The following is a 16,365-nucleotide window of genomic DNA, read 5'->3' as shown; positions in this document are numbered from 1 at the left end:
TATGAATGAAAATTGTATGAAACGAAATAGTTTCTTAGTTGCACATGTTTCTTCTAGCTTGACATCTTCTGGTGCTGGCGTAACCGAGGTTGTTTATCAGTTGTCACGGCATCAGAACCTTGGTTCATCTCTCCATGTAGTGGTAGTTGGCCTAGTAGATGACTGTTGGGCGAATGAGTCTTCACAATGGAGTGATATAGAAACTATCCCCTTTAGCACAATCGGCCCAAAGCAGTTTGGCTATGCTAAGAATTTGACTCGCACTCTCGTTGAATTAAATCCAGATTTAGTTCACCTGCACGGTGCTTGGATGTATCCCGCGAAGGCGGTTCTCGATTGGCATAGGGTCACGAAGAGGCCTTACATCATCTCGGTTCACGGCATGCTTGCTCCTGTGGCGTTGTCTTATGGTTCTATTAAAAAGCGGATTGTTAGTTATCTTTATCAAGATGACGTGTTTCTTAATGCGTCCATGATGCACTCCACAAGTCACCAAGAATCGGTTGATATCATGACGTATGGACTTGATATTCCTGTAGTTCAAATTCCAAACGGTGTTGTCGTGCCAAAGTTTGTTAGAAATGTTGAGCCAGAACTAAAGAAGGTCATCACTCTTGGCCGAGTACACAAGAAGAAGGGGTTGAAGAATTTGCTTGTTGCATGGTCCTTTTTAGAAAGTAGCTTTCCCGATTGGGAGCTAGAGATTATTGGTCCAGACGATGGAGGAGAGCTCCAGATATTGAAAAACCTTGCAATGCAAATGAAACTTCGACGAGTCGTATTTTCCGGTGCGGTGTTCGGTGATGCCAAATGGTATAAGTATCACTCAGCGTCTATATTTGTATTGCCGACACTGAGTGATAATTTTGCCATAACAGTTGCCGAGAGTTTGGCGTGTGCGGTTCCTGTGATTTCTTCGAAAGGCGCGCCCTGGGAAGGGTTGAATGAGTTCAAATGCGGTAAATGGGTTGAAGTTGGTGAATATCCTCTCAGAAAGGGTTTGGAGGAAATGATGCAACTTTCTAGTACTGAGAGACTTGAAATGGGATTCCGCGGTAGACGTTGGATGGAAAACAGTTTTTCTTGGTCTAAAATCGCCACTCATTTTGAGATTGTCTACCGAGATACGATAATTAAATCTACTCAAGATGTCTAAGCTTACTTCCAGTACAATCGATACTAAAAATAAACTAACTCGAGTTTTGTGGATAATTATATCTACACTTCTTTATAGATTTAGTCCCACACCTTTTCATAAGTGGCGTCGCTTGTTGCTTAGGTTATTCGGCGCTGTGGTGGGAAAAGGTGCGCATCCTTATCCGTCTGCAAAAATCTGGGCCCCGTGGAACTTGATCATGGACGATCATTCTTGCCTTAGTCACGGCGTAATTTGTTACAATGTCGCCCCTGTTTTTCTTGGGAAAAATGTTACTGTGAGTCAGTATAGTCACCTTTGCACCGCTACGCATGATTACAACGATCCCTCCATGCAATTGATGGTTGCGCCAATCGTTATTGAGGATTATGCCTGGGTTACAGCGGACGTGTTTATAGGCCCAGGCGTAACAATTGGTGAAGGAGCAGTTATCAATGCTCGCTCAAGTGTGTTCTCAGATATCAAGCCTTGGACGGTCGCTAAAGGTTATCCCGCGCAGTCTTACAAAAAACGTGTTTTGAAAGGTGTTTACGAGTGAATTTGTCCGTAGTAGTTCTGACTAAGAATGAGGCGATTCACCTTGGGAGATGTTTGAGCACTATCGCAGATTTAGCAGACGAAATTGTTATTGTCGACTGCGGTTCTAACGATGCGACCGTTGAAATTGCTAAGTGCTTCAACTCTAAGTTTATTAAAAACCCGTGGGTTAATTACAGCAGTCAGTTTAAGTTTGGCGTGTCTAATGTATCGGCCTCTTGCAAATGGATCATGAGACTTGATGCAGATGAGTATCTTACAGAGACGTTGAGAGCCTCTGTTCGAGATTTTTTATCTAACCCCCCAGAGCATATTAACGGTGCATACTTCCCCAGACGCATGGCATTTATGGGACGTCAGATCAATCACGGCGGTATTTTTCCCGCATACATGCTTCGATTGGTTCGCTTGGGCCAAGGGGAGATTGAAGACCGCTGGATGGATGAACATATTAAGGTTAAGGGTGACACCATCGTTCTAAAGGGCGAGTTGATTGATGACAATTTGAATTCACTCACTTGGTGGACAGAAAAGCACAACAAATATGCTTCCCGAGAAGCTGTTGATTTACTGAATTTAGAATTTGCTTTTATGACGCATGATTCCGTGGCTTCTGCTATCGATGGTTCACAGGCTGGCTTTAAGCGTTGGCTAAAAGAGAAAATCTATTTTCGCCTGCCTTCAGGTCTTAGGGCGTTGGCATATTTTTTATACAGATATGTTATTCGACTTGGCTTTCTGGACGGCAAAGAAGGCGCCATGTTTCATATCCTTCAGGGGTTTTGGTATCGTTATTTGGTCGATTGCAAAGTTTACGAAGTCAAATTATATATGCGCACACACAATGTTGATATTCGAGTTGCAATACGCAAAATTCTGGATATACAAATTTGAGGAAGCGTTAAGGCATGGCTTATCAATGGTTAGACGGTGAGCATTGTGATTCTCACGATTACTTGCTTCCTGCATTATTTCAAGAGGTAGACTTGTTGGGGGAGGCTGGCCGAGCTTTCGACCTCGGTTGTGGAAATGGCTCTATTGCCAGAGCGATGAAGGCTAGGGGTTGGGAAGTATCCGGCGTTGATCCCTCGGCCGAGGGGGTTAAGTTTGCTAGACAGAAAGACCCTGAAATAGATTTGCATACAGGTTCCGCCTACGATGATTTGCAGGCTAGGTTTGGTCGATTCCCGCTGGTGTACAGTCTGGAGGTGGTTGAGCATGTTTATGCTCCTCGAGATTACGCCAAAACGCTGCTTAGTCTAATGCAAGACGATGGAGTCGCAATTGTGTCAACCCCTTACCATGGCTACTGGAAAAACCTAGTCATGTCACTGACTGGTAAAATGGACGCCCATTTCACAGCACTTTGGGATCATGGGCATATCAAGTTTTGGTCAGTAAAAACTTTAACTCAACTGTTCGAGGAGGTTGGGCTGGAGGTAACTCGAGTGCATCGAGTTGGCCGTATTCCTGTGTTGGCCAAATCTATGGTCTTGGTGCTAAAGCGCAAAACCTGAGCTCATCCATATGCCTTCAAATGCATTAAATGCTGGCTTTTGCTGCATCCAAAACAAGTGGCTGTGCGTTAGTCGGTAAAGTATAGCTATAGCCAGCGTAAATTCTCTTTATTCTTTTTACTGATCTCCCGACAGGAAGACTATTTCAAATGTTTTTTGCAAGAAAGTTCAGCATTGGTGCGTTTCTATGCATCCCGCTTCTAGGGGCTTGTGCCTATCCAGGCCAGTATTTCGGCATTGATGCAGAAAAAGGCAACTCTCAAGAGGTTGCTGCCAATGGTGTGGACTACACCTTAACGCCGATTGATGCCGTTTCCCTGAACGCTTTGGCCTCCAGAAGTTCAGCACAAGCCGAACTTGTGCCAGCAACATTTACCCCTGAAGCCGGGGCTTACCAGTACCTGATTGGTGTGGGCGATTTAGTGCGTATTACAGTATGGGATCACCCCGAGCTGACCAACCCCGCAGGCAACACCACTGGGCAATTGCAAGGGCAGGTGGTGTTGCCCGACGGTACTTTTTACTTTCCCTTTTTGAACAAAGTAAAAGCAGCCGGGCGCACTACCGATGAAATACGAGTCGAGATGACCCGTAACCTCGAAAAATTTATTCGCAGCCCGCAGGTTGATGTATACATTCAACCCAACGGGTTTCGCTCGCAAAAAATTTATGTAAGCGGAGAGGTAAGCCAGCCAGGCTTTTTCCCGATTACCGATGTACCAACGCGTCTAAGTGATGCAATCGCGCAGGCTGGAGGCCTAAGCAAGGAAGCTGACCTGAGCAACGTAACCCTTCAGCGCAACAATCAAACTGTTGTATTGGATGCTTATCGCTTGCTGTATCAAGGCGATTTGTCGCAAAACATATTGCTTAAAAACGGCGATGTATTGAATATTCCAGACAGGCGTTTGCGCAAGGTATTTTTGATGGGTGAGGTTGTGCAGCCATCGTCCTTCATCATGCCGGTGGGCAAATTAACCTTGGCTGAAGTGTTAAGCGACATTGGTGGCATAAACCAAAACACCGCAAACGCGCAGCAGGTGTATGTTATACGCCAGGCCGTAGTTGATGCCGCAAGCCAACCCAAGCTGAACATATACCATTTGGATTCAACCAGCCCCACTAGCGTGCTGTACGCCGACCAGTTTGAAATGCAGCCGCGAGACGTAGTGTACGTAGACCCTGTAAGGTTGGTTCGTATCAATCGTTTGTTGGGTACTATATTGCCTAGCTTGCAAGTTTTACCTGCCGTGCGGTCCAATATCCGAGTGCTGGAAGGCGAATAAACAGAGAAATATAGCGTGAACCAAATGAATATGCCTTACGAACGCAGCACCCAACCCCAAGCCCTTGGCTTGGGCCAGCCCATGGAGCAAACCAGCGAAAGTGCTGAAATCAACCTGCTCGACCTGTGGTACAACCTTCTCGATTTCAAATGGGTGGCCGCAGCCATAGTTGCAGTGGCCACCGCAATTGGCCTACTTTACGCAACTGTGGCCACGCCTATTTATTCTGCAGACGTGTTGTTGCAAGTGGAAACCAAGCAAACCGGTGGTTTGGCAGCGCTGGAAGACGTAAGCGGCGTGCTTGCCGCTGGTGGCAGCAATGTAACAGGCGAACTTGAAATTATAAAAAGCCGCACGGTGGTAGAAAGTGTGGCCCAAACATTGGGTTTGGCGCAGTCGATTACTCCACAGTATTTTCCGGTATTCGGCCAGTGGCTGGCCAACCAACATGAAGCCGCTTTGGGCTTGGCTCAACCATTCATGGGTTTGAATGAATACGCATGGGGTGGTGAACAAATCAAGCTGGCCCAGTTTAGTGTACCCACCGAGTTCACAGACCAGCCTTTTGTGGCCGTAAAAGGCGAGGGAAATACCTTCAGCTTTTACAGCCCTTTTGAAGAGCTACTGGGCCAAGGCACGGTAGGCCAACCCCTTACTTTTAAAATTGGATATGGCAGTGGCAGCATTACCATTTCTCAATTCGAAGCCAACCCGGGCATGCAAGCCAATGTGGTGCGCCGGCACCCATTAAGCTTGCACAATGGTTTGGTTGGGCCACTAAGCGCGGGTGAGGTGGGCCGCAACAGCAGCATGATTCGGGTAAGTTATGAAAGCCCGAACCCTGCCTTTGCCGTGCAGTTTTTGAATGAATTGGCCAATGCTTATTTGCGCCAAAACGTAGAACGCAAAGGCCAGGAAGCCGAGCAGCAGTTGGTTTTTCTGGATGAACAATTACCCAGCATTAAAGAACAACTGCGAAAGGCTGAGGACGCGCTGAACGTATTTGTTCAAAGCAAAGGCACCATTGACCCTACGCTGGATACACAGCGAATTTTAGGGCAAGACGTTGAGCTTGAAACCAAGCGTGTTGAATTAGGGCTTGAGCGCGAAAAGCTGCTACAGCGCTTTCAACCTGGCCACCCTTTAATACAGGCCATTGATGATCAGCTTGTACAGCTGCGCAGTGTGCGCGGCGGTGTGGCCAGCCAGGCCCAGGCCTTGCCGGAAGTGCAACAAGAGTATTTGCGCCTGCGGCGCGATGTAGAGGTGAACCAGGCTTTGTACACTTCACTGCTAAACGGTGCGCAGCAATTGAAAGTAGCCAAAGCGGGCACGGTGGGCAATGTGGCAATTGTAGATTACGCCCAGCAACCCAAGCGCCCCTTCAAACCCAAGAAAGGCCAGGTACTTGCCTTGGCTATTTTAGCGGGTATTTTCTTGGGCGTATTGGCCGCCCAAGCCTTGGCCATGCTGCGCAGTGCAGTACGTGACCCCTCCAAATTAGAACAAGCCACAGGTTTGTCGGTGTACTCGATTGTGCCGCTTAGCCAGCAACAAACCACTGCTGAAAAAGGCTTGCGCCGCCGTACCGACAAAGTTGGGTTACTTGCGGTTTCTGCGCCCAACGACCCTTCCATTGAAGCCCTGCGAAGCTTCCGCACAGGCTTGCAGTTTGCCACCATCGATTCGCCCAACAAGCGGGTACTAATTACTGGCCCAGTGCCTGAAATTGGCAAGTCGTTCGTCTCTGCAAACTTCGCGGCCATTATGGCCCAGGCTGGCAAGCGGGTGTTGTTGATTGATGGCGACATGCGCAAGGGCACTCTCAGCCGCTACTTCATTCAAGAAGAACGGGGCGACGCAAAACACCCCGGCTTAAGCGATGTGGTTGCGGGCACAGTGGCTTTTGACAAAGCTCTGATTAAAACCGAGCTGGAAGGTTTGCATGTGTTGGTGTCTGGTTCAGTGCCACCCAACCCCAGCGAATTGCTGCTGCACCCCAACTTTATTGCCCTGCTTGAAAAAGCCGATGTGGAATACGACTATGTAATTATCGACAGCCCACCGGTGTTGTTGGTTAGCGATGCTTCTGTAATGGGCCAGCACTGTTCCGCCACATTCATTGTGGCGCGCTACGGTGCGAGCAATGTTCGCCAGGTAAGCGATTCGCAAAAACGCCTGGCGCAGGCTGGCGTGCGTGTGAATGGCCTTATTTTCAACGGCTTTATCGCAAACAGGTCTGGCTACTACTACGGTTATGGCTACGGGTATGGGTACAAGAATGCCTATGGCACTTATGGTGACCCTGTGCACGGTAAAAAGGCCTGACAGGATAAAACAGCATGAGCACGCCACTGGTAACCGTAATTTGCACTGCCAATATTTGCCGCAGCCCCATGGGCCAAGCCATATTGCAAGCCAAGGCTGATGCCGCAGGTATAAAAATAAATGTGAACAGCTGTGGTGTGCAGGCCTTAACTGGCAAGCGGCCCGACAAACAAGCATTGGGCGCCTTGGAGCGTGCTGGCTATTCAATTGGCGAAGAAAAACGGGCCGAGCAATTGTTGATGCCACAGGCCAATGCTGCCCAGCTAATGTTGGTGATGGAAAACCGGCACAAGCAGTGGATTGTGCAAAACTTCCCAGCCTATTCAGGCAAGGTGTGGTTAATGGGGCACTGGAATGGCCAAAGTGAGGTAGCAGACCCGATTGGGCAAGGCCCGGCTGAATTTGATGCCTGTTTGAAAGTATTGGAAGGCGAGATTGATTTGTGGTTGCCCAAGTTAAGGGCATTGCTGTAGTGGTTTTTTGTAAACCCCTTTGTTTTCACGGGCGTTTATTTAAAATGTAATGGAAAAAAACTGGCGTAGTTGCTGTTTTTTGTTATAAAGTTAAGTGAAGTTAAATTCTTTGGGGGTATTTATCATGAAAAAATTCTTGGCAATGTTGGCCATGGTTACTTTGTCTGGCGCAGCAATTGCCCAGTCACCAACCGGTGTTGAAGCTTCTGGCGGCGCCGCTGGCGGCCAAGGCGTAGGTGCTGGTGGTGCAAGTGGTTCTGCTGGTGCAGGCGCTGGCGCAAGTGCCGGTGCTGGCGCAGCAGGTGCTGGTGCAGCCGCTGGTGGTTTGGGCGTGGCGGGTGCCGTTGGCGTAGCCGCTGCCTTGGGTACAGTAATTGCCGTTTCTAACGACGACAACAACACCACAGGAACAACAGGCACAACCCAGTAATTTGGGTTTTTTGTTTGTAAAAGCCCCTTCTTGAAAGGGGCTTTTTTATTCGTGCCCTATGCACAACGTGTGCAAACTTATTTGCCTTAAAAGTTTTATTTTTCTGGATTAAACCCACATGCGGAATTGGCTTAAGTACCAGCCAGGCCTGCGGCAATATTCGCTGCTTGCCTTTTGTGCTGCTACGTTGTTGGCATTGCCCGCCTGCACGGGCCTGAACCAAGCTGCCATTAACAGCTTGCAGGCAGCCTACCAAGGCCCCAACCGCAACTTTGAGGCGGTGCCCCGCAACCCCGCTTACCAATACATGCAGGTTGAAGTGCCAGGTGCAGCTTCGCTAACCGTGTTGGGTTACCAATACCCCAACTTGCAGGTGTGGTACGCCGCCAAGGGCGAAGTGGTGCGTTTGCAAGGCAACCGGCTTTTAGACACCACTGGCTTGAATGTAAACCTGGCCAATGTTCAATACACGCAGGGCGCACAGGCGCCGCAAACCAATGCTAGGTTTGATGTGCCTGAACTTGGCTTGTTCAACGTACAGGCCACCCTGCAATTGCAGCCCACTGAACCACCCAAAAGTAATTTGGCCAAAATGGCCAGCGCGACAAAAGGACTTTACTGGTACAGCGAAACAATCGTTGGTTCAAAAGCCCTACCCGCTGCTCTGGAAGGCTTGCCACCAGCCATATATGGTTTTGCGCAAGCCTTACCGGAAGGTATTAATGCAAGCGAACTACCCCCCGCCGTGTATGGCAAGCAATGCCTGGCCCCCACTTATTGCCTGGAATGGCACCGCCAATGAAGCCTAATCGAATTCCCTTTGTGTTGACCGTAGTAGCATCGCTGGTCAGCGTGGCTTTTATGCCCGCCATTGCAGTTGCAGCAAGCCCCAATATTGAAGCCTTGCAAGCCAAACCGCAGGGTACAGAACGTTTGTCTGCGTTGTTGGTACGCCAAGGCTGGTTGCCGGGATTGCATGCCCAGCAATACCGCTTGAGCAGTTTGCTGGTGCTGGCCCCAAGCAGTGCCGATGCCATTGAGCAGCAAATGGCCCGTGACAGGGCCATTCAAAATTTGCGTTTGAACAACCGCAACAACGCTGCACTTCAGCAGGTGTTGCAAGGTGTGGGCGCCATGCCGGTGAATGGGCGTTTAAAGCTTGAAAGCACCGATGCCAACTATCTGCAAGCACGCCCTGAATTTGACCCGGTACTGAATAGCACCTACACCGTGGTGTTGCCACAGGCCACCAATACAGTAACGGTACTTAGCGACCTTGGCACCTGTGTGGTGCCACACCAGGCCGCCGCTTCTGCCAAAGCCTACATTGAAGCGTGTATTGGCAAGCAAAGTGCCTGGAAAAGCTGGTTAGGCATTGAAATGTCCATGGATTGGGCTTGGGTCGCCAACCCCAATGGCAAGGTAGAACAACTGGCCGTGAATGGCTGGAATGAGCAAGCCCAGGGCAGCTTTGCACCCGGCAGTTGGTTGTGGGCACCCAGCCGCAAAGTGGAAGGCGAGCAAAAACAGCACGAAGCCATTGCCGGTTTTTTGGCCACGCAAGGCGAGTTTGTGCAGGCTGTTCAAGCACCACAAGCCCACAGTATTGTCGCGATCGAACAAAAAACTTTACTGCCCGAATTTGATGAAGCCGAACCCAAGCCACTTGAAACCAGCGAGCCTTGGTACCTCAGCAGCAGCGATTGGGGTGTTGTGGGCCTTTTGCAAACCCCCACAGCACGCATGCGCCAGGCGGGCAGCTACAGCGCCACCTTCAGCCGCACCAGCCCTTACAGCCGTTACAGCTTTATGCTGCAACCCTTCGATTGGATGGAGGCGGGCTTTCGATACAACAACCTGACCAACCGGCGTTTTGGCGTTTCAACCACCAATCTGGATCAAAGCTTTAAAGACAAAAACTTCGACGTGAAGTTTCGCTTATTGCAGGAAAGTGCTCACTTGCCTGAATTGTCTGTTGGCTTTCGCGACGTAGCTGGTACGGGTTTGTTCAGCGGTGAATATGTGGTGGGCAGCAAGCGCGTGGGCGCGGTTGATTTTAGTTTGGGCGTGGGTTGGGGTAGCCTGGGCGCAGGTGGTGGCATTAGCAACCCCTTTAAAGTGATCGGTGATTCTTTCGAGAACCGCCCCGGTTCCACAGTTGGCCTCGGCGGTACTGTAGATACCAACACATTTTTCAAAGGCCCCGCCGCCTTGTTCGGTGGCGCACAAGTTCAATTGCCTTGGGAAGACTGGGTACTGAAGCTGGAAGTAGAAGGCAACGATTACCAAAGCGAACCCTTTGGTAACAACCTGGAACAAAGTACCAATGTGAACGTGGGCCTGCTGCACCGTGTAAACGATTACATGGACTTTACCTTGGGTTACGAGCGCGGCACTGAAGTAATGGTAGCCCTTAGCTTTCATGAAAGGCTTGATACTTTTGGCACACCCAAGCTAAGCGACCCGCCCAGCCCCAAAGTGAATGAAGCACCGCCCACCGGGCCAGTAAGCTGGCCTGCAGTGCTGGAAGAATTGAAGCAGCAAACGGGCTGGGTAGCCACCAAAGTGCAGGGTGACGAAGGCGAACTGAAGCTGATTATTGATGAAGCCGACGCAGGTTATTGGCAATACACCGTAGACCGCGCAACCGCTGTGTTGCACAAGCATGCGCCCGCTGAGTACGCCTGGTTCAATTACGAGTACCAGGCCAAGGGCCAGAAAATTAGCCAGCACATTGTTGATCGCAACCTGTGGGTGCGCCAGCGCACCACCTTGTTGCCCAATGCTTGGCGGGACATGCCCGCCACCAAGCAGCGTGAGCGCATTAAGTACCCCTACCAAACTTTGTTTGACAACCCACAAAATCCCTGGAAAACCAGCGTAAGCGCAGGTTATCGCCAAATTTTGGGTGGGCCCGATGGTTTTATTCTTTACCAGCTTTCAGCCTTGGGCAATGTCAGTTACGAGCTCACCGAAAGCACGGTGGCCAGTGGCCGCGTGCGCGCGGCGCTGTTGGACAACTTCGACAAGTTTACGTTTACCGCGCCCAGTAACTTGCCACGGGTACGCACTTTCCAGCGCGAATACGCCACCACATCCGATTTCACCATTCCAAACCTGCAGTTAACCCATTACGGCAAGCTGGGAAGCGATGTGTTTTACACCGCGTATGGCGGCTTGCTGGAAGACATGTTTGCTGGTGTGGGTGGTGAGGTGCTGTACAGGCCAATGAACAGCACGGTGGCTTTGGGATTGGATATTAACAGCGTAAAGCAACGCGATTTTGAGCAAGACTTTGGCCTGCGCGACTACCAGGTGAACACGGGCCACGCCACCCTGTATTGGGACACTGGTTTTGAAGACATTTTGGTGAAAACCAGTGTGGGCCAGTACCTGGCTGGCGACAAAGGCGCCACCGTAGACCTTAGCCGTGTATTCGACAACGGTGTAAAAATGGGTGCGTTTTTTACCCGTACCAACGTAAGTGCTGAACAGTTTGGTGAAGGAAGTTTTGACAAGGGGGTGTATGTCACCTTGCCGTTTGATGCTTTTTTCACGCAAAGCGTTGCTGGCACGGCCAACCTGGTGTTCAACCCGCTAACGCGAGACGGTGGTGCAAAGCTGAGCCGCAGCGTAGAGCTTTACGACTTCACCAATGCCCGCGACCCAAGGTTGTTGACCTACCGAAACCCGGCAGCGCAGTAAGCCTTGTACAGGCCGGCTTGGTGCATGCACTTAGTGCAAACAGACTAGTCTGTTTGTGCAATGCAATATATTTCTGGAGTGTTTCCTCTAAAGCCTTTGTTTTGCAATGGATTTAGAAGTACGCTAGTGCAATAATTTGTGGCGCTACCCCCTATTCATGGGGTGCTGTGTGGGCGGTTTTACTACTAATATTTAGGCTGGTTGAACCCAGCGTGCCAATTTAATTTTCAATTGCGCGGTGCTGGTGTTGTGGCCCAGAAGTTTGCTCAAAGCGAGTAAGCCGTTAAACAACATATTTTTACTCCTGCAAATTGGGCTATTTGTATTGACCAGAACAATTGCAGTTTATTGAGTTGCGAAATTTTCAATACCGGGAATAAGGGGTGTTTACTCCCCTTGTTTGCAAGGTATTGGCCAAATAAACAGGGGCAGGTGCTTCATGAGTACCCCGATAAAAACACAGGCGCCCGGCATTGATGGGCGCATCAGCTTGGTGTTCACTTCACGCCTTTGGGTGTGGAGCGCATTCACTGTATTTGTGGCTCTGGTTTTATTTGGAACCATTCACATTGCTGGCCAAATAAAACTGACCGGCTCAAGCACAAGCCCAATTCTATTGTTTGGCGGACTGTTTGGGGTTAGCGTGTTGGCCTGTGCTTCCGTTCTGCTGACCAAACAATGGCACGCCCGCTTTAGCCTTGACAATGACCTGAATGGGGTACAAAAGCTGCACAGGGTTGCTGTGCCCCGAATTGGCGGTTTGCCAATTTTCCTGGCGGTGGCCGCTGGTGTGGCGTGGATGTGGTTTCGGGACCACCCTTTGTTTGAGGTGAACTTGCTGCTGCTGGTGTGCGGTTTGCCAGTGTTCATGATTGGCTTTGCCGAAGACATTACCAAGAAAATTTCAGTCAAGTTGCGTTTGCAAGCCACCTTTCTCGGTGGCTTTTTGGCCTGCGCCGCCTTGGGTGCGGTAATTACCTCGGTCAGCTTGGCGCCAGTGGACAAACTGTTGGCTTTTGCGCCGGTGGCCTGGTGCTTTACAGCCTTTGCCATGAGCGGCTATAGCAATGCAATCAACCTGATCGACGGTTTGAATGGCTTGGCCAGCGGCGTGGTTTGTATTTTGGCACTTGGCTTGGGTCTGTTGGGTTTGCAACACCAAGCCATGGACATGGCCTTGTATTCGCTGTTGCTTACAGCGGCTGTGCTGGGTTTTTGGGTATTCAATTTCCCGGTGGGGCGCTTGTTTCTGGGCGATGGCGGCGCGTACTTTCTGGGCTTCGCTTTGGCAGTGTTGGCTGTACTCTTGCAAGCCAATTACAACGAAGTGAATGCTTGGGCGGTGCTGTCTGTGCTGGCTTACCCGGTAATTGAAGTGATGTATTCCATTTTGCGCCGAAAGCTTGTAAATGCCGACCCAGGCCAGCCCGACCGTTCGCATTTTCACCAGTACTTTCAGCGCAGCCTGCAAATTATGGCCCGCAAGAGTGGCGGTGCGCTGGGCATTTGCGTGAACTCCCAGGCCTCACCTTTCTTGTGGTTGTTCGCCGCTGTGTCGGTGGCCATGGCCTTGTATTTCGATTCTTTGGGCACGCCAGCGATGGGCTTTGTACTAACTGCTGTGTTGTATGTGGTTTCTTACCAGGTATTGGGGCGTTACATTGCCAAGAATGCTGAGTGGGAATAAAAACTGCCAATGCAGTTGTAAGCCATGGATCTATTTGTTATTAAGTGTACCTGGAAGCAGTATTAAGTTCGAAGCGAGAGTGGATTGATTTATAGCTTGTTTTGATAATAAATCAAAACGGTAATTTTTTTGCGCCTGTAGTTAATGAAAAAAAGCCCTGTAATTTACAGGGCTTTTTGATTTTAATGACAAGCGAATCTGCTAATTAAACAGCCTATTAAGCGGCTGATTTTTCCAGTTGAACAAACTGGCTGGTGAATCTTTGAAATTTGTTTTGTGCGCGGGGCTTTAAGGTGAAGTCGCCGATCGTGGTGCGCAAAAATTCAGGGCTGGCTTTGCGCTGCACATGCACCAAGCGGTAAACCTTGTAACCAGCCCTGTCCAGGCCTTTATTCATGGGCCTGTGGCCAATGGCAAAGGCAAACAGGTCGATGTCGCTGGTGTGCAGCTTGATGTCAAATTTGTCGGTCAACAAACCGCCAGTAGCCTTCAAATGCAGTTCGCCTGTGGGCAGTTTTTTGAACCGCACATTGTGCGTCATAAACTTGTCACCATTGCTTAACAACAGCCCACCTTGCAATATTTGCCGGCCAATTAATAGCGCAGCAAGAAACCCTGCTGCAATCGCAATAATAGTCATGGCAATAACCCGAATTAGTAAATGTTAAAAAATGTCTAGTGGTGTTGTCAGGCATATTCTTACCTTCTGCTGTTTATTATGAAGTAGATTTTTAGAGGGGTTTATTAAATTTTCAGTGATTTAGTCGCCATTTCGGGATTTGTCACGTATTTAGGGTACTACTAATTTTGCATTGTAAAAAAGCCCGACTTGCTGACTTCAAGCCGGGCTTTTTCGCTACAACAAAAAATTTGTGGGCAGGCATTCAACCCCAATAACAGTAGGTTTGCCGTTTGGGTGTTGTTCATATACAAGGTACGCACTCAAGAGGCCCTGCTGAATATAGGGCAGCAAGAGTTGAAGCAGCTCAATTTCCGCTGAAAAGTTTTTGCAGTAAGTGCGCGCTACTTCATGCAGCACCTGCTCAAATTTGTTGTTGGTTTCTGCAAGTGCGTTGAATTGTTGAGGGCTCAAGTTGAGCACTGCATGTACAGCTTCAAACCCATATAGGTGTTGCTGATAAGGGGCCAGGTCGGGCCGTGGGTGTTGTACCCATTGGCCATTGAGTTGGGCTTGAAATGCCCAGCGCAAGCCGTGTAAGCGATTGCTGGGGTCGGCTTGTTTTTTCAGTTGTTGCAGTGTTTGAACAAGCGGCCAACAACTGGGGTGGTGCACCATGGTGTCGGCAAAAGGGCGGCGAACTGTGGAAGTGTTTGGGTTTGCGATGAGTGCGCGTTGCCCGGCCGCGAGCCACGGTGGGGTACGCGGTGGTGGTGTAACCACGGGGTTGTCTGGGTTGGCAAAACTAAGCGAGCCAAGTTGTTGACCGTTGAGCTGGTGTAGTTGGCTGAGCGCATCGGCTTCGGAACCGACAGGCGCACCAAGGTGTTGAGCAAACACCGGAAACAGTTCGGCTTGCTGATAAAAATTGATGCGGGGTGGCATCAGCAAACTGACCCAGTGCTGCTTTGGATTGTTGCTGGCGTAGTGAAACCAAAAGCCCGTGGCTGTTTGCCCCAGCCAGCCGCAAGGCTTGCCGCCGTTGAACACTTGCAATGTTTGAATTTGTTGGGGGGTCGTCACAGGGTTTTGAAATGTTGTTGCGCTGTGTTCAGGGTGGGCCATTCCACAGGTGCTGCACTTAGCCCCAAGCCAAACACCCGCAGCACAGCCATGGCGGTGGAAAATGAAACGTCTTCACCGCGTTCAATGCGAAAAATGGTGTCGCGGCTAACTCCCGCTAGGTCAGCTAAAGTGTGAGCGGTCATTTTCCCGCCTTTGGGGCCTGCTTGCAGGCGCTGGGTGCGAACCAAAGTGGCCAGGTCGAGTTGATTTTTAAGTAATGGATACTCATTTGGATTGTTGGGTATTTCAGTCATTATTGCAATATTTAGGAAATCAACTTGATTATCATACTAAAAGTTGATCAAGCCTGCTTTCGGTTTTAACGAGAGCACTTTAAGCTTTCGTTTTGAATTCAATTACAGCAAGGCACCCCTGCAATGACTAAAGTGGCGTTGATCACCGGTGTAACCGGGCAAGATGGTTCGTATTTGGCTGAATTTTTGTTGAGCAAAGGCTATGAAGTGCATGGCATCAAGCGCCGTGCATCGCTGTTCAACACCCAGCGCGTAGACCACATTTACGAAGACCCGCATGTTGAAAACGCCCGTTTTAAATTGCACTACGGCGACCTCACTGACAGCTCTAACTTGACCCGCATTATTCAGCAGGTTCAACCCGACGAGGTTTATAACCTGGGCGCACAAAGCCATGTGGCCGTGAGTTTCGAGAGCCCGGAATACACCGCCGATGTAGATGCCATGGGCACGCTGCGTTTGCTGGAAGCGATCCGCTTTTTGGGCCTTGAAAAGAAGACCCGTTTTTACCAGGCCAGTACTTCTGAACTGTATGGTTTGGTGCAAGAAATTCCGCAAAAGGAAACCACGCCCTTTTACCCGCGCAGCCCTTACGCTGTGGCCAAAATGTACGCCTACTGGATTACGGTGAACTACCGCGAAAGCTACGGCATGTATGCCTGCAACGGCATTTTGTTTAACCACGAAAGCCCGCGCCGTGGCGAAACTTTTGTAACCCGAAAAATTACACGCGGCATGAGCAACATTGCAGTGGGCCTGGAGCAATGCCTGTACATGGGCAATATGGACGCACTGCGCGATTGGGGCCATGCGAAAGACTACGTTGAAATGCAGTGGCTAATGCTGCAACAGGACACACCCGACGATTTTGTAATTGCCACCGGTGTGCAATACAGTGTGCGCCAGTTTATTGAAATGACGGCGGCTGAATTGGGTGTGAGCCTGCGCTGGGAAGGCAGTGGCGTGGATGAAAAAGGCATTGTGGTGAAAGTGCAAGGCGACAAGGCACCCGCACTGAAAGAAGGCGATGTGGTTGTGCAGGTTGACCCGCGCTACTTCCGCCCTGCGGAAGTGGAAACCCTGTTGGGCGACCCCAGCAAAGCAAAAAACAAACTGGGTTGGACACCGAAAATTACCGTACATGAAATGGTGAAAGAAATGGTGCAGGTAGACCTGGATGCCGCACGCCAACATGCACTGCTGAAGCAACACGGTTACAGCGTTGCAGTAAGCCGCGAGTAAAGGCTG

General features: G+C 49.9%; 15 protein-coding genes. 12 read left to right on the top strand and 3 right to left on the bottom strand.

What is annotated here, in order from left to right:
* Positions 1-16: 16 nt before the first annotated feature.
* From HKT17_RS13970 to HKT17_RS13920, 11 genes are all read left to right on the top strand, one after another.
* On the top strand, positions 17-1,156 hold the full coding sequence (locus tag HKT17_RS13970) for a glycosyltransferase (RefSeq protein ID WP_171100863.1): 1,140 nt from the start codon (positions 17-19) through the stop codon (positions 1,154-1,156).
* A 199-nt stretch (positions 1,157-1,355) separates the two neighbouring features.
* Entirely contained in the window at positions 1,356-1,694 is a 339-nt protein-coding gene (locus HKT17_RS15560) for a putative colanic acid biosynthesis acetyltransferase (RefSeq protein WP_205882441.1), read from the top strand.
* Positions 1,691-2,587, top strand: coding sequence for a glycosyltransferase family 2 protein (locus HKT17_RS13960; protein WP_171100859.1), 897 nt, complete (start codon positions 1,691-1,693; stop codon positions 2,585-2,587). Before HKT17_RS15560 ends, HKT17_RS13960 begins: the two co-directional genes overlap by 4 nt.
* Before the next feature lie 14 nt (positions 2,588-2,601).
* A complete protein-coding gene (locus HKT17_RS13955; protein ID WP_171100858.1) occupies positions 2,602-3,210 on the top strand; it encodes a class I SAM-dependent methyltransferase in 609 nt (202 codons plus the stop codon).
* Positions 3,211-3,359: 149 nt separating this feature from the next.
* Positions 3,360-4,496: a polysaccharide biosynthesis/export family protein gene (locus HKT17_RS13950; protein WP_171100856.1), complete on the top strand. Its 1,137-nt coding sequence runs from the start codon at positions 3,360-3,362 to the stop codon at positions 4,494-4,496.
* 24 nt (positions 4,497-4,520) lie between these two features.
* A complete protein-coding gene (locus tag HKT17_RS13945) occupies positions 4,521-6,824 on the top strand; it encodes a polysaccharide biosynthesis tyrosine autokinase (RefSeq protein ID WP_240965972.1) in 2,304 nt (767 codons plus the stop codon).
* Positions 6,825-6,838: 14 nt separating this feature from the next.
* Positions 6,839-7,297 (top strand): arsenate reductase/protein-tyrosine-phosphatase family protein, encoded by a 459-nt coding sequence (locus HKT17_RS13940; protein ID WP_171100852.1) that lies wholly within the window; start codon positions 6,839-6,841, stop codon positions 7,295-7,297.
* A 124-nt stretch (positions 7,298-7,421) separates the two neighbouring features.
* Complete coding sequence (locus tag HKT17_RS13935; protein ID WP_171100850.1) at positions 7,422-7,727, top strand: hypothetical protein; 306 nt, start codon at positions 7,422-7,424, stop codon at positions 7,725-7,727.
* Between the two features lie 118 nt (positions 7,728-7,845).
* On the top strand, positions 7,846-8,529 hold the full coding sequence (locus tag HKT17_RS13930; protein WP_171100848.1) for a hypothetical protein: 684 nt from the start codon (positions 7,846-7,848) through the stop codon (positions 8,527-8,529).
* Positions 8,526-11,432, top strand: coding sequence for a YjbH domain-containing protein (locus tag HKT17_RS13925; protein ID WP_171100846.1), 2,907 nt, complete (start codon positions 8,526-8,528; stop codon positions 11,430-11,432). Before HKT17_RS13930 ends, HKT17_RS13925 begins: the two co-directional genes overlap by 4 nt.
* A 439-nt stretch (positions 11,433-11,871) precedes the next feature.
* A complete protein-coding gene (locus HKT17_RS13920; protein WP_171100844.1) occupies positions 11,872-13,119 on the top strand; it encodes an MraY family glycosyltransferase in 1,248 nt (415 codons plus the stop codon).
* Positions 13,120-13,336: 217 nt separating this feature from the next.
* On the opposite strand, the gene HKT17_RS13915 is transcribed toward HKT17_RS13920, so the two are convergent.
* The 3 genes from HKT17_RS13915 to HKT17_RS15645 all read right to left on the bottom strand — a co-directional run bounded on the left by HKT17_RS13915 (position 13,337) and on the right by HKT17_RS15645 (position 15,117).
* Entirely contained in the window at positions 13,337-13,759 is a 423-nt protein-coding gene (locus HKT17_RS13915; RefSeq protein ID WP_171100842.1) for a hypothetical protein, read from the bottom strand.
* Positions 13,760-13,975: 216 nt separating this feature from the next.
* On the bottom strand, positions 13,976-14,821 hold the full coding sequence (locus HKT17_RS13910; RefSeq protein ID WP_171100840.1) for a hypothetical protein: 846 nt from the start codon (positions 14,819-14,821) through the stop codon (positions 13,976-13,978).
* On the bottom strand, positions 14,818-15,117 hold the full coding sequence (locus HKT17_RS15645; protein ID WP_171100838.1) for a helix-turn-helix domain-containing protein: 300 nt from the start codon (positions 15,115-15,117) through the stop codon (positions 14,818-14,820). Before HKT17_RS15645 ends, HKT17_RS13910 begins: the two co-directional genes overlap by 4 nt.
* A gap of 123 nt (positions 15,118-15,240) precedes the next feature.
* Between HKT17_RS15645 and gmd the strand changes: the two genes are divergently transcribed.
* Positions 15,241-16,359 (top strand): GDP-mannose 4,6-dehydratase, encoded by a 1,119-nt coding sequence (gene gmd / locus HKT17_RS13900; protein WP_171100836.1) that lies wholly within the window; start codon positions 15,241-15,243, stop codon positions 16,357-16,359.
* Positions 16,360-16,365: the final 6 nt, after the last annotated feature.

Origin of the sequence: Limnobacter sp. SAORIC-580, assembly GCF_013004065.1 — a bacterium.
Lineage (GTDB): Bacteria > Pseudomonadota > Gammaproteobacteria > Burkholderiales > Burkholderiaceae_B > Limnobacter > Limnobacter profundi.
Note: the sequence above shows the minus strand (reverse complement) of the source record. Positions and strands in the feature narration are given on the sequence as shown.

Excerpts from the sequence above, each read along its gene's own strand:
- HKT17_RS13940 (WP_171100852.1), top strand. The coding sequence starts at position 6,839 with ATGAGCACGCCACTGGTAACCGTAATTTGCACTGCCAATATTTGCCGC.
- HKT17_RS15560 (WP_205882441.1), top strand. The coding sequence starts at position 1,356 with ATGGACGATCATTCTTGCCTTAGTCACGGCGTAATTTGTTACAATGTC.
- gmd (WP_171100836.1), top strand. The coding sequence starts at position 15,241 with ATGACTAAAGTGGCGTTGATCACCGGTGTAACCGGGCAAGATGGTTCG.
- HKT17_RS13945 (WP_240965972.1), top strand. The coding sequence starts at position 4,521 with ATGAATATGCCTTACGAACGCAGCACCCAACCCCAAGCCCTTGGCTTG.
- HKT17_RS13935 (WP_171100850.1), top strand. The coding sequence starts at position 7,422 with ATGAAAAAATTCTTGGCAATGTTGGCCATGGTTACTTTGTCTGGCGCA.
- HKT17_RS13920 (WP_171100844.1), top strand. The coding sequence starts at position 11,872 with ATGAGTACCCCGATAAAAACACAGGCGCCCGGCATTGATGGGCGCATC.
- HKT17_RS15645 (WP_171100838.1), bottom strand. The coding sequence starts at position 15,117 with ATGACTGAAATACCCAACAATCCAAATGAGTATCCATTACTTAAAAAT.
- HKT17_RS13950 (WP_171100856.1), top strand. The coding sequence starts at position 3,360 with ATGTTTTTTGCAAGAAAGTTCAGCATTGGTGCGTTTCTATGCATCCCG.
- HKT17_RS13955 (WP_171100858.1), top strand. The coding sequence starts at position 2,602 with ATGGCTTATCAATGGTTAGACGGTGAGCATTGTGATTCTCACGATTAC.
- HKT17_RS13915 (WP_171100842.1), bottom strand. The coding sequence starts at position 13,759 with ATGACTATTATTGCGATTGCAGCAGGGTTTCTTGCTGCGCTATTAATT.
- HKT17_RS13970 (WP_171100863.1), top strand. The coding sequence starts at position 17 with ATGAAACGAAATAGTTTCTTAGTTGCACATGTTTCTTCTAGCTTGACA.
- HKT17_RS13930 (WP_171100848.1), top strand. The coding sequence starts at position 7,846 with ATGCGGAATTGGCTTAAGTACCAGCCAGGCCTGCGGCAATATTCGCTG.
- HKT17_RS13925 (WP_171100846.1), top strand. The coding sequence starts at position 8,526 with ATGAAGCCTAATCGAATTCCCTTTGTGTTGACCGTAGTAGCATCGCTG.